Here is a 13,472-nt window from a genome sequence, read left to right on the forward strand (position 1 = left end):
TTCCAGAAAAATGCCAGCAGGGAGTGACCATCCCCTGAAAAGGCAGGCGCCTCCTCAGGGGATAAGGTTAGTCAGAAAATCAGGACTTCTTGTCGTCAGCCGCTTTGTCGGTCGGATTGGCGATCAGGGTCTTGAGCTCGTCGCTCATCGGGAAGTTCAGGTTCAGGCCTTTTGGCGGAATCGGCTGCATGAACCACTTCTCGTAGATCTTGTTGATTTCGCCCGAAGCGTAAGTGGCCTTGATCGCGTCATCCACAGCCTTTTTGAACGGCTCGTCGCCTTTGCGCATCATGCAGCCGTAGATTTCGTACGACTGTGGCGTGCCGGTCACTTCCCAATCGGCGGCTTTCTTGGCCTTGGCGGCTTCGCCGGCCAGCAGTGCGTCATCCATCATGAAGGCAACGGCACGGCCCGATTCCAGCATCTGGAAGGACTCGCCGTGGTCTTTGGCGGAGATGACGTTCATGCCCATCTGCTTGTCGGCGTTCATCGCCTTGAGGATGCGCTCGGAGGTGGTGCCGGCGGTGGTTACGACGTTCTTGCCTTTCAGATCGTCGAAATCCTTGTACTTGGAGTCTTTCTTGGACAGCAGACGGGTACCGATTTCGAAGATGCCGACGGAGAAGTCGACCTGCTGCTGACGCTCGACGTTGTTGGTGGTCGAACCGCACTCGACGTCCACGGTGCCGTTCTGCACCAGCGGGATACGGGTCTGCGAGGTGACGAGGTTGTATTTGACTTGCAGGTTCGGCAGGTCGAGGTCTTTCTTGATCGCTTCGACGATCTTCAGCTGGATATCGTGCGAGTAGCCGACCGGCTTGCCGGACGCATCAGCGATATAGGAGAACGGAATGGAGGCGTCACGGTGGCCCAGGGTGATGACACCGGACTCTTTGATCTTCTTCAGGGTGCCGGTGAGTTCGGCGGCGAAAACTGGCGTGCTGATCAGAGCGGCAGCAATGGCTGCGCCCAGGATATGGGGAACGATGCGCATCAAATTTTCCTCGACATTGTTTTTTTTATGGAGCCAGTTTGTCGGCCCTTTTTGTGCTTCGAATGCCTGACGGCTCCTGAAGTGTTGGCACAGCAGGCATTCGTCGAGAGAGTGTAGAGCATGACTCGTGCCAGAGCAGTCGAAGTCCGTTAAGCGATTGTTTTATAACGTTATTAAAGTTTTATGGCGGTAATTTTATGAACGCATGATCCGGTTAACCGAATCGACTGTGGAGTCGCGTTCGGAAAACCGAACGATCAAAAGCCCCTCACCCTAACCCTCTCCCGGAGGGAGAGGGGACTGACTGCGGTGGATGGTCGAGTTACGGCGACGTGAGATACCGAGTCGACCTCGGACTTTGGAACCCACGGAGATCGGCTCCCTTTCCCCTCTACCCCTGGGGGAGAGGGCTGGGGTGAGGGGGAAAAGATCCAACTGCCCCAATCAGGTTCAACAAAGTCCACATAACAAAAAGCCCCTGAATCTCACAATTCAGGGGCTTTCGTTCAAGCGATGGGGCGAAGATCAAGCCGCCTCGATCTTCCGGCTCTGCTCAACCTTGCCCAGATACGTCGACAGCGTCTGCTGTTCCTCCGGTGTGGTGAACAAGCCTAGCTTGGTGCGGCGCCACAGGATGTCGTGCGCCGTAGTGGCCCACTCTTCGCTGCACAGGTAATCGACTTCGCGGGTGTAGAGCCCGCCGCCGATGTGCTCGCCCATATCGGCCAGCGTTTGCACGCCTTCAAGCATGCGCCAGGTGCGGCTGCCGTAGGTGACGGCCCAGCGCCGGGCGATTTCGGTCGGGACGAAATCGAACTTGTCGCGAATCCGCGCGCTCAGGGCCTCTGGCGTGGTCATGTCTTCGCCGCCGGGCAGGGTGGCGGTCGAGGTCCAGCTCGGGCGCATCTGGGTGAAGAACGGCATCAACTGCGCCATCGCCGACTCGGCGAGCTTGCGGTAAGTGGTCAGCTTGCCGCCGAACACCGACAGCAGCGGCGCTTCCTCGGCGTTGCCCGACAGCGCCAGGGTGTAATCGCGAGTGACCGCAGACGGGTTGTCGGATTCGTCGTTGCACAGCGGCCGAACGCCCGAGTAGCTGTGCAGGATGTCTTCGCGGCTGAGCTGCTTCTTGAAGTGGGCGTTGACCACTTTCAGCACGTAATCGGTTTCGCCTTCGGTGATCGCTACTTTCGCCGGGTCGCCGGTGTATTCGCGGTCGGTAGTGCCGATCAGAGTGAAGTGGTTCAGGTACGGAATAGTGAAAACGATGCGCTGATCTTCGTTTTGCAGAATATGCGCATGTTCGCCTTCGTACAGTTTCGGCACGATGATGTGGCTGCCCTGGATCAGACGGATGCCATACGGCGATTCCATCTTCAGGTCGTCACGGATGAACTTGGCCACCCATGGGCCGGCGGCGTTGACCAGTGCTTTGGCGGTGATCGAAAACAAACTGCCGTCGGCGCGCTCCAGATGCAGGTGCCACAGACCTTTGGTGCGGCGGGCACTGACACAGCGGGTCTGGGTATGCACATGCGCGCCTTTTTCACGGGCGGCCATGGCGTTCAGGACCACGAGGCGGGCGTCATCGACCCAGCAATCGGAGTATTCGAAGCCTTTCTTGATTTCGCTTTTCAGCGCGCTGTCGGCGCCGAACTTCAGGCTTTTCGAACCTGGCAGCTTTTCGCGTTTGCCAAGGTTGTCGTAGAGGAACAGGCCGGCACGAATCATCCACGCCGGACGCAGGTGCGGGCGGTGTGGCAGTACGAAACGCATCGGTTTGACGATATGCGGCGCCTTGGCCAGCAACACTTCACGCTCGGCGAGCGCTTCACGCACCAGACGGAATTCGTAATGTTCCAGATAGCGCAGGCCACCGTGGATCAGCTTGCTGCTGGCCGACGAGGTGTGGCTGGCCAGGTCGTCTTTTTCGCAAAGGAACACCGAAAGACCGCGACCGGCGGCATCCGCTGCGATCCCGACGCCGTTGATCCCGCCGCCAATCACGGCAACGTCATAGATCTCGGAGAGAGGGGGCGTACGCAAGGTAGAGGTGGACATCGGCTGGCCTCGGTTCTTTTGATTTTGTATTGGAAATCGAACATAAATGTTCATTTGCGAAAATGGTAGCCCATAAACACGCGCGCAGCCAGTCGCGTTCGATTGAAAAAACTCATCGAAGGGCGATTAAAAGAAAATTTTCGAACATGAACGCGCGCAAGGCGCAGAAGATGTGTGGTGTGATCGATCGTTTTCGCGAGCAGGCTCGCTCCCACATTTTGCAATGCATTCCAAGAGTGGGAGCGAGCCTGCTCGCGAAGGCGTCGGTTCGGTCAGCGAGGGAGAGGGTTCAGACGACTTCCAGCCGAATCTTGTGCTGACTCAACAACTGCGCCAGCGCCGGCACCGGTTGCTGATCGGTGACCAGGCAATCGATCAGGCTGATCGGCCCCAGTCGAATCATCGCATTACGCCCGAACTTGCTCGAATCCGCTGCCAGAATCACCTGTCGCGCGTTGGCGATGATCGCCTGGCTGACCCGGACCTCCTGATAATCGAAGTCGAGCAGGCTGCCGTCCTCATCGATCCCGCTGATGCCGACCAAGGCGAAATCGACCTTGAACTGATTGATGAAGTCCACGCTCGCCTGACCGACCACACCGCCGTCGCGGCGCACGTTGCCGCCGGTCAGCAGCACATCGAAATCATCCTTGGCGCTGAGCATCGAGGCGACGTGCAGGTTGTTGGTGATGATTTTCAGGTGGCTGTGATTGAGCAGGGCGCGGGCGATCGATTCGGTGGTCGTACCGATATTGATGAACAGCGAGGCGTGATCGGGGATCTGCGCGGCAATGGCTTCACCGATGCGTTGCTTTTCATCGCGCATCTGATCGGCACGCATGGCATACGCGGTGTTTTCGACACTGGAATCGTACGCGGCGCCACCGTGGTAGCGACGCAGCAGGTTGGCTTCCGCGAGCTGGTTGATGTCGCGGCGGATGGTTTGCGGGGTGACAACGAACAGCGTGGCCATTTCCTCGATGCTCACATAGCCGCGTTCGCGGACCAGCTCGAGGATTTGCTGCTGACGGGGAGGCAGATTCATGGGGCTTCCTTTGGGCTGCCAAGCAAAATTTGCCCATGATGCCGCAGGAATCCGCTCCCGACCAGTTAGATGCCTATGTGTATCTCAAGGCTGGCTTATTCACCGTCCTCGCGCGCCCAGTCACGGGTGCGGCTGACGGCTTTTTTCCAGCCTTTGTAGAGTTTCTCTTTCTCGGTTTCGTCAAGGCTCGGTTCGAACTCGCGCTCGATCACTGCCTTGCCGCGCAATTCTTCCAGGCTGCCCCAGAAACCGCAGGCCAGGCCGGCCAGATAAGCCGCGCCGAGTGCGGTGGTTTCGCGCATTTGCGGGCGTTCGACCTGGGTGCCGAGGATGTCGGCCTGGAACTGCATGAGGAAGTTGTTCGCCACCGCACCGCCGTCCACGCGCAGAGCTTTGAGGCGTTCGCCGGAATCCTGTTGCATGGCGTCGAGTACGTCGCGGGTCTGGTAGGCGATCGACTCCAGCGCGGCGCGGATGATGTGATCCACACGTACGCCGCGCGTCAGGCCGAACAGTGCGCCACGGGCATACGGGTCCCAGTACGGCGCGCCGAGACCGGTGAACGCCGGCACCAGATACACGCCGTTGCTGTCCTTGACCTTGTTGGCAAAGTATTCGGTGTCGTGGGCGTCGTTGACGATTTTCAGTTCATCACGCAGCCATTGCACGGTCGAACCGCCGTTGAACACGGCGCCTTCCAGAGCATAAGCCACTTCGCCGCGCGGGCCGCAGGCGATGGTGGTGAGCATGCCGTGCTGGGATTTCACCGCTTTGTCGCCGGTGTTCATCAGCAGGAAGCAACCGGTGCCGTAGGTGTTTTTCGCCTGGCCCGGCTCGACGCACATCTGCCCGAACAGTGCTGCCTGCTGGTCGCCGGCGATGCCGCCGATGGCGATGCCGCTCTTGGTGCGACCGTAGATTTCCGAGGACGCTTTGACTTCCGGGAGCATCTCGCGGGGGATGTCGAGGATCTCCAGCATCTTCGAGTCCCACTCCAGCGAATGGATATTGAAGAGCATGGTGCGCGAGGCGTTGGTGTAGTCGGTGACGTGCACCTTGCCGCCGGTGAATTTCCAGATCAGCCAGCTATCGACGGTGCCGAACAGCAGCTCGCCGTTGCGCGCACGCTCGCGGCTGCCTTCGACGTTGTCGAGGATCCACTTCAGTTTGGTGCCGGAGAAGTACGGGTCGGTGACCAGGCCGGTGGTGTCACGGATGTAGTCTTCGTGGCCATCGCGCTTGAGCTGCTGGCAGATCTCGGTGCTGCGGCGGCACTGCCAGACGATCGCGTTATACACGGGGCGGCCGGTGGTCTTGTCCCAGACCACGGTGGTTTCACGCTGGTTGGTGATACCGATCGCGGCAACCTGGTCATGGTGCAGGCCGGCCTGGGCCAGCGCTTCAACCATCACCGCGCTCTGGGTGGCGAAGATTTCCATCGGGTCGTGCTCGACCCAACCGGCCTGCGGGTAATGCTGAACGAATTCGCGCTGCGCGGTGCAGACTACGTTCGCGTCGCGGTCGAAGATGATCGCGCGCGAACTGGTCGTACCCTGATCAAGGGCAATGATGTAGTTCTTGTTCTGAATGTCGGTCATGTCGATTGCCTTGGACGAAAAAAACGAGAGTGGGCCGTGGCGCAGGCTCGGATGGGCAGGAGCCGGCGCCGACTGTTTCAAGAAGTTCTTGGTTTGCCGTCAATGGCCGGTTCTGCATCCTTTGTAGCAGGTGTGGCGCCGGTCAGGTGACGGGCGATGAGCCCGCGATACCCGGCAGCGCCGAGGCAGGCACCGACAATCGGTGCAAAAATCGGAATCAGGAAATACGGAATATCACGACCACCGGTGAAGGAAATTTCACCCCAACCGGTAAAGAAAGTCATCAGTTTCGGACCGAAGTCACGCGCAGGGTTCATCGCGAAACCGGTCAGCGGACCCATCGCACTGCCGATCACGGCAATCAGCAAACCGATCAGCAACGGCGCCATCGGGCCGCGTGGCAGGCCGTTGTTGTCATCGGTCAGGGCCATGATCACGCCCATCAGGATCGCGGTGATGATCATCTCGACCAGAAAGGCCTGGGCCGTCGAAAGCACCGGGTTCGGGTAGGTCGAGAACACCGACGCCAATTCAAGGCTGGCGGCCGAGCCACGAATCATCTGGTGGGTTTGTTCGTAATCGAAGAACAGATTGCTGTAGAGCGTGTAGACCAGCAATGCGCCGCAGAAGGCGCCGGTAATCTGCGAAAGGATGTAGAACGGCAGTTTGTGCTTTTCGAAGTCAGCGAAGATTGCCAGAGCAATGCTCACTGCCGGGTTCAGGTGCGCGCCGGAAACCCCGGCGGTGAGGTAGATCGCCATGCTCACGCCGACGCCCCAGATGATGCTGATCTCCCACAGGCCGAAGCTGGCACCTGCGACTTTGAGCGCGGCGACACAACCGGTGCCGAAGAAGATCAGAAGGGCGGTGCCCAGGAATTCGGCCATGCATTGGCCGGAAAGCGATGGTTGCGGTAAAGCAGCTGTCATTGAAAACCTCGGTTCTTTTTCTTGTGTGGCGCCTTGCCAACGGAGCAGGGCGCGATCTTCACCGGGTCGGAATCCCCATTCGGTTCCCGGGTTACTGCTGGGTACTGCGTTGAGCATGATTCTTACATTATTCAGATTCGAAAAAATATAGACAAGAAACAAACCTGTCAAAGGTCGAAAGTGAACCACCGGTCACAATAAAACTATTCGCCTTGTGAATGATCAGCGCCGCGAACTGCTTGAATGCAGCGCGAAGCCACGGGATTCGCGGCTTGGAATAGAGCCTTTTGCCCAACGATGACCTAGAATCCGCCGCAGGTTTTTCAAAGATTGCCGAACCCGGAGCTGCCATGACCCCAGCGTTGGACTTGTTGAAAAAAGTTCGTGCCGAACATCGCGTGCACAGTTACGAACATGATCCGAAGGCCGCGTCCTATGGGCTGGAGGCGGCGGAGAAGCTCGGGCTCGCACCGGCGCAAGTGTTCAAAACCTTGCTGGCCGCCAGTGAAAAAGGCGAACTGCTGGTGGCTGTGGTGCCGGTCGTCGGAACGCTCGACCTCAAAGGGCTGGCCCATGCCGCTGGAGTGAAGAAAGCCGAAATGGCTGACCCGGCTGCCGCGCAACGTTCAACCGGCTACCTGTTGGGCGGCATCAGCCCGCTCGGGCAGAAGAAACGCCTGCGCACCTTCATCGACAATTCCGCTCAGGGGTTCGCGACTATCTATGTGAGTGCCGGGCGGCGAGGACTGGAAGTGGAACTGGCGCCGGCAGTATTGGCTGAGCACACCCAGGCGCAGTTCGCCGATATAGGCCGCGCGTAATGTTCGCGCCGGCTGTATGAAGAAACAATTGCGCTTCTGTCACTGGCACTGATCCGGGCCGCCGTTGCATGCTCGGTCGACCAATTAAGGGAGAAAATCCATGCAGCTTGCGTTTCATCAGGTCGACGCGTTCAGTGATCGGCCGTTCAGTGGCAACCCGGCGATGGTCTATCGGCTCGACAGTTGGCTAGCCGATGACTTGATGCAGAAGATCGCCGCCGAACACAACCTGGCGGAGACTGCGTTTCTGGTGCGCGAAGGTCAGGCCTGGCATATCCGCTGGTTCACCCCGACCACCGAAGTGCCGCTGTGCGGGCATGCGACCCTGGCCAGCGCGTTTGTACTGTTCGAAATCTATAAGGAAAGCGCCGAGCGCATCGACTTCATCTGCAAGTCCGGGCCGCTGAGTGTCAGCCGCGAAGGCGACCGGCTGTGGCTGGATTTCCCGACCATCGTGCCTTCGGAAATCGGCGTGACGCTGGATGTCGAGCGGGCGCTGGGTGTTGAGGCTGTTGATGTGCTCGGCTCCAACGAACTGTTCGTGGTGCTGGAATCGGAACAGGCCGTGCTCGACTGCAAACCGGACATGGCGGCGCTGGCGAAACTGCCATGGCTGGGCGCAATCGTCACCGCGCGTGGCAACCAGCATGATTTCGTCTCGCGCTATTTCGCCCCGGCGATCGGTATCAATGAAGACCCGGTGACCGGTTCGACGCATTGCAGCCTGATTCCGTACTGGTCCAAGCGTCTGGGCAAAACGAACCTGAGCGCATGCCAGCGCTCGGCGCGGGGCGGGGAGTTGTTCTGTCGGCTGGAAGGTGAGCGGGTGAAGATTGGCGGCAATGCGACGCTTGTGGCCAGCGGTACCCTGTTTTTAGGCTGAGGCAATACCAACTGTGGGAGCGAGCCTGCTCGCGAAAGCGCTCTTTCAGTCAACATCTTCGGCGACTGAAACACCGCATTCGCGAGCAGGCTCGCTCCCACAATTTTTATCCAGTGCGGATCAAAGGCTGGTGCTGAACCGACGGACGCCGTTTTCCACCGCCGGAATCTGCGCCGCGGTGCTGCCGGATGCCTGGAACAGCACCAGGTGATCCGCCGCTACGCGAATCCCGACCTGCGCGCCAACCAGATGATCGGCGTGGCTGGGGAAGATCGATTCCAGCTGCGCGCCGGTCGGCAGTTGCAGGCGATACAAGGTCGCCGCGCCGAGGAATGTCTTGCCGACAATCTGCGCCTTCAATGGGCTGTCCGGTGCATAAACAATGTCATCCGGACGCAACAGCACATCCACTGCACCGCCAATCGGCCAGGTGTAAGCACGGTTGCCGCGCAGTTCACCCAGCTCGGTCTGCACCGATTCCGGGGTGACGAGCTGGCCGCGAATGAAATAGCCCTGACCGATGAAACTGGCGACATACGGCGTCGCCGGTTCGTGATAGAGGTTGTAGGGCGTATCCCACTGTTCCAGCCGACCTTCCTTGAACACGCCAACGTGATCGCTGACGGCGAACGCTTCTTCCTGATCGTGGGTGACCAGAATCGCACTGGTGCCACGAGCCTTGAGAATGTCGCGCACCTCATGGCTGAGCTTGCGGCGCAGTTCGCCATCGAGATTGGAGAACGGCTCGTCGAGCAGCAGCAACTGCGGCTCCGGCGCCAGGGCGCGGGCGAGGGCGACGCGCTGTTGCTGACCGCCGGACAATTCGTGGGGGAAGCGCTTGCCGAGGTTTTTCAGGTTGACCAGTTCCAGCAGCTCTTCGACCACGCGCGCCTTGTTCGGGTGCTTGCGAATGCCGAAAGCGATGTTGTCGGCCACGCTCAGGTGCGGGAACAGCGCGTAGTCCTGAAACACCATGCCGATCCGGCGTTTCTCCGGCGCCAGGGTGAAACCGGCACTGGACAGGGTTTCGCCACCTAGGGTGATTTCGCCTTCATGCACCGGTTCGAAACCGGCGATTGCGCGCAGGGTAGTGGTCTTGCCGCAGCCGGACGAGCCGAGCAGGCAGCCGATGTCGCCGGCGTTGAGGTGCAGATTGAGGTTCTGCACCACGCGTTGATCTTGGTAGCCGCAAGCGAGGTTGCGCAGGTTCAGCAGTAATTCATGGCTCATGCGTGGTGATATGCCGGTTCAACGAGGAACTCGAGCAGGGCCTTCTGTGCGTGGAGACGGTTTTCTGCCTGATCCCAGGCGACGGAGCGCGGGTCATCGAGCAGGTCGAGACTGATTTCTTCGCCACGGTGCGCCGGCAGGCAGTGCATGAACAGCACGTCCTCGGCAGCGAGGTCGAGCAAGGCACGGTTGACCTGAAACGGCGCGAACAGCTTGAGGCGCTTGGCAGTTTCCTCTTCCTGACCCATCGAAGTCCAGACGTCGGTGCTGACCAGATGCGCGCCACGCACGGCGTCTTGCGGATCGCGGACGATGGTCACGCGATCACCAGCCTGGGCGACGAATTCCGGGTTCGGCTCGTAGCCTTCCGGGCAGGCAACGCGCAACTGGAAGTCGAACTGGATCGCCGCTTCTATATAGCTGTTGCACATGTTGTTGCCGTCACCGATCCAGGCCACGGTCTTGCCCTGGATCGAGCCACGGTGTTCGAGGAAGGTCTGCATGTCGGCGAGCAACTGGCACGGGTGCAGATCATCGGACAGGCCGTTGATCACCGGCACGCGCGAGTTGGCGGCGAATTCGGTGAGGGTGCTGTGGGCGAAGGTGCGGATCATCACCGCATCGAGCATGCTCGACATGACGATGGCGCAATCGCTGATCGGCTCGCCACGGCCCAGTTGGGTGTCGCGCGGGGACAGGAAGATTGCCTGGCCGCCGAGCTGGATCATGCCGGCCTCGAAGGAGATCCGGGTACGGGTCGAGGATTTTTCGAAGATCATCCCCAGCACGCGGTTTTTCAGAGGCTCGAACAGTACGCCGCGGTTACGCAGGTCCTTGAGCTCAACGCCTCGACGGATCACGCTGACCAGCTCTTCGGGCGTGCAATCCATCAGGGAGAGAAAGTGCCTTGCGCTCATCATTGACTACCTTTTTGCTACAGACCGCAGATGCTCAAAGCCTTGTTTAACGGAACAACGGGCGAGACCTGCGGCGTAAGCCGCACGGGGCGACGAAATAGGGGAAGGCGCGATATTGACACTAAATGTCGCGTTTTTCCAATAGGGTACTTTTGTCTGCGGGATTCGGAGCGCGGACCGAGCATTTCGATCACGCATATTGAAGCCGGATTCAGTACAGCGGTGAGCCTCTTTGTACACTGGCGCCGCCGCGCTTGGCAATGCGCCGCGACGGCAACGCAGCGGTCCTGGTCGGTTTGCGAACGCTGCGCCACCGATTCGCTTGGTCGGATGTTCAGACTGAAACATTTGCTAAAGCAAAGTGCTGGGTTATAAATAAGTTTCGAGCGACGCAGGAAGCCTCCGCATGGAATCGAAAGAACAACTGTTAATGGAGCTGCTGGGCCACACGGCTCGCTCCCTGACCCATCTCACCGCGTCAGTCACCTCGATGTCTTTCGAGTTGCTGCGCAGTGACGACGAAGTGGTCAAATCCGCCGGCCGACACATGATCGATCGCATGGCCACCATCAGCGCCGGGCTCGATGAACACTGGCGATTGATCGGCGAGCTCACCGGCGTGCACGTCGCCCATGAGCAGATCGAAACCATCCAGGAAATTCAGCTGGCGGCACCGCCGCAGTTGCCGCCGAACTGATCGCGGCGATTTATCGGCTGTCCTGATAACCGTCGATTCACAAGACGAACGTCGCTGGCGCAGCCTCTGCGCACGGGCCATAGTTTTGTTCCCGCGGGCGTGATTGCCTGCTCCCGAACAAGACAGAGACTGGCCATGACCAAGACTCTTCACCACCGTGCGTGCCACCTGTGCGAAGCCATTTGCGGGCTGACCATCGAAACTACGGAAACCGATGGCGATGTCGCGATCACCTCGATCAAGGGCGATGCCCTCGACACCTTCAGTCGCGGACATATCTGCCCGAAAGCCGTGGCCCTGCAAGATATTCAGAACGATCCCGACCGCCTGCGGCAGCCAATGCGCCGCGTCGGCAGCGAATGGCTGCCGATCGAATGGGACGAGGCGTTTGCGCTGGTGGCCGAGAAACTCGCGGCGATTCAGGAACGTCACGGCCAGAACGCCGTTGCGGTGTATCAGGGCAATCCGAGCGTGCACAACTACGGCCTGATGACCCACAGCAATTACTTCCTGGGGTTGCTGAAAACCCGCAATCGTTATTCGGCCACTTCAGTCGATCAACTGCCGCATCACCTCAGCAGCTATCTGATGTACGGCCACGGTCTGCTGTTGCCGATCCCGGACATCGATCACACCGATTTCATGCTGATCCTCGGCGGTAATCCGCTGGCGTCCAACGGCAGCATCATGACCGTGCCGGACGTCGAGAAGCGCCTGAAGGCGATTCAGGCGCGCGGTGGCAAAGTGGTGGTAGTCGATCCGCGCCGCAGCGAAACCGCAGCGATGGCCGATCAGCACGTGTTCGTCCGCCCGGGCGGCGATGCGGCGTTGCTGTTCGGCATGCTCAATACGCTGTTCAGCGAAGGCCTGACCCGCGACAGCCATTTGCCGGTCGATGGCCTCGACGAAGTGCGAAACGCCGTGGCTGAATTCAGCGCCGAAGCGATGAGCCCGCTCTGCGCGGTGCCTGCCGAACAGATTCGCCAACTGGCGCGCGACTTCGCTGCCGCACCGAGTGCCGTCTGCTATGGGCGCATGGGCGTCTCGACCCAGGCCTTCGGTACCTTGTGTCATTGGGTGGTGCAGTTGATCAACCTGGTCACCGGCAACCTCGACCGCGTTGGTGGTGCACTGTGCACCGAACCCGCTGTGGATCTGGTGGCGTCGACCTCGGGCGGGCATTTCAACAAATGGCAGAGCCGGGTTTCCGGGCGTCCTGAATACGGCGGCGAGTTGCCGGTCTCGGCGCTCGCTGAAGAAATGCTCACGGAGGGCGAGGGGCAGATCCGCGCGCTGATCACCGTGGCCGGCAACCCGGTGTTGTCGACACCCAACGGCCGGCAACTGGAGAAGGCGCTGGACGGCCTCGACTTCATGCTCAGCATCGACCTGTACATCAACGAAACCACGCGCTATGCCGATCTGATCCTGCCGTCGACCTCGGCGCTGGAAAACGATCACTACGACACCACTTTCAACCTGTTTGCGGTGCGTAACGTGACCCGCTTCAATCGCGCGATCCTCGCCAAGCCCGAGGGTGCGCTGCACGACTGGGAGATCTTCGTCGGTTTGGCCAAGGCCTTCGCCGAGAAAACCGGCAAGGAGCTGAAACCAACGATGCCGCCGGCGAAGATGATCGACATGGGCCTGCGCATGGGCCGCTACGGCGATGCATCCGAGCACAAGTTGTCGTTGGCGGCGCTGTTCGATCATCCGCATGGCGTGGATCTGGGTGCGCTGAAACCGAATCTGGCATCACGTCTGAAAACGCCGAATCAGCGTATCCAGGCCGCACCGCCGGAAATTCTCGCTGACCTCGCTCGCTTTGCCGCGTTGCAGGCGCCGGCTGCCGATGAGTTGTTGATGATCGGCCGCCGCCATGTGCGCAGCAACAATTCGTGGATGCACAACTTCCATCGACTGGTGAAGGGCAAGCCGCGGCATCAGTTGCTGATGCACCCGGATGATCTGGCCAGCCGTGGCCTGGCCGACGGGCAACGGGTTCGGGTGAGTTCGCGGGTCGGGCAGATCGAGGTGGAAGTGCTCGCCAGTCTCGACATGATGAAAGGCGTGGTCAGCCTGCCGCACGGCTGGGGCCATGCGCGCCCGGGCGTGCAGATGGCGATCGCCAGCGGCCAGCCGGGGTCGAGCGCCAACGACCTGACCGACGAGTGCCAGCTTGACGAACTGTCGGGCAACGCGGCGTTGAACGGTGTGCCGGTGACAGTGGCGGCGGCTTGAGCGGGTCTGTCGGGGAGACCGAGCATGGCGCTCGGGATTCCGTTACAATGCGCCAC

General features: G+C 60.1%; 11 protein-coding genes. 4 read left to right on the top strand and 7 right to left on the bottom strand.

Features of this window, described 5'->3' with window-relative positions:
• Positions 1–79 precede the first annotated feature (79 nt).
• The 5 genes from ACV8MC_RS12415 to ACV8MC_RS12435 all read right to left on the bottom strand — a co-directional run bounded on the left by ACV8MC_RS12415 (position 80) and on the right by ACV8MC_RS12435 (position 6,627).
• Positions 80–994, bottom strand: a complete 915-nt coding sequence (locus tag ACV8MC_RS12415; protein WP_095181779.1) for a glutamate/aspartate ABC transporter substrate-binding protein — start codon at positions 992–994, stop codon at positions 80–82.
• Positions 995–1,519: 525 nt separating this feature from the next.
• Positions 1,520–3,055, bottom strand: coding sequence for a glycerol-3-phosphate dehydrogenase (glpD, locus tag ACV8MC_RS12420; protein ID WP_457265414.1), 1,536 nt, complete (start codon positions 3,053–3,055; stop codon positions 1,520–1,522).
• Between the two features lie 289 nt (positions 3,056–3,344).
• Positions 3,345–4,100, bottom strand: a complete 756-nt coding sequence (locus ACV8MC_RS12425; RefSeq protein WP_007953179.1) for a DeoR/GlpR family transcriptional regulator — start codon at positions 4,098–4,100, stop codon at positions 3,345–3,347.
• Positions 4,101–4,195: 95 nt separating this feature from the next.
• Positions 4,196–5,698 carry a glycerol kinase GlpK gene (gene glpK, locus ACV8MC_RS12430; protein WP_457265415.1) on the bottom strand — a complete coding sequence of 501 codons (1,503 nt, stop codon included), beginning with the start codon at positions 5,696–5,698 and terminating at the stop codon, positions 4,196–4,198.
• Positions 5,699–5,775: 77 nt separating this feature from the next.
• Positions 5,776–6,627 carry an MIP/aquaporin family protein gene (locus tag ACV8MC_RS12435; protein ID WP_457265417.1) on the bottom strand — a complete coding sequence of 284 codons (852 nt, stop codon included), beginning with the start codon at positions 6,625–6,627 and terminating at the stop codon, positions 5,776–5,778.
• Positions 6,628–6,977: 350 nt separating this feature from the next.
• Here ACV8MC_RS12435 and ybaK point away from each other — a divergent pair, with 350 nt between their 5' ends.
• Complete coding sequence (gene ybaK, locus ACV8MC_RS12440) at positions 6,978–7,448, top strand: Cys-tRNA(Pro) deacylase (RefSeq protein WP_095181783.1); 471 nt, start codon at positions 6,978–6,980, stop codon at positions 7,446–7,448.
• Positions 7,449–7,548: 100 nt separating this feature from the next.
• Positions 7,549–8,331 (top strand): PhzF family phenazine biosynthesis protein, encoded by a 783-nt coding sequence (locus tag ACV8MC_RS12445; RefSeq protein ID WP_457265419.1) that lies wholly within the window; start codon positions 7,549–7,551, stop codon positions 8,329–8,331.
• A gap of 120 nt (positions 8,332–8,451) precedes the next feature.
• Here the strand turns inward: ACV8MC_RS12445 and ACV8MC_RS12450 are convergent, their stop codons facing one another.
• A complete protein-coding gene (locus tag ACV8MC_RS12450) occupies positions 8,452–9,561 on the bottom strand; it encodes an ABC transporter ATP-binding protein (protein WP_095181785.1) in 1,110 nt (369 codons plus the stop codon).
• On the bottom strand, positions 9,558–10,478 hold the full coding sequence (gene argF / locus ACV8MC_RS12455) for an ornithine carbamoyltransferase (protein WP_024014160.1): 921 nt from the start codon (positions 10,476–10,478) through the stop codon (positions 9,558–9,560). The genes ACV8MC_RS12450 and argF overlap by 4 nt, the downstream gene beginning before the upstream one ends.
• Before the next feature lie 406 nt (positions 10,479–10,884).
• On the opposite strand from argF, the gene ACV8MC_RS12460 reads away from it, so the two are divergent.
• Positions 10,885–11,175, top strand: a complete 291-nt coding sequence (locus ACV8MC_RS12460; RefSeq protein ID WP_016773401.1) for a hypothetical protein — start codon at positions 10,885–10,887, stop codon at positions 11,173–11,175.
• A 135-nt stretch (positions 11,176–11,310) separates the two neighbouring features.
• Positions 11,311–13,416 carry a molybdopterin oxidoreductase family protein gene (locus tag ACV8MC_RS12465; protein WP_457265421.1) on the top strand — a complete coding sequence of 702 codons (2,106 nt, stop codon included), beginning with the start codon at positions 11,311–11,313 and terminating at the stop codon, positions 13,414–13,416.
• Positions 13,417–13,472: the final 56 nt, after the last annotated feature.

It is taken from the genome of Pseudomonas sp. PK-RTE-24 (genome assembly GCF_054052265.1).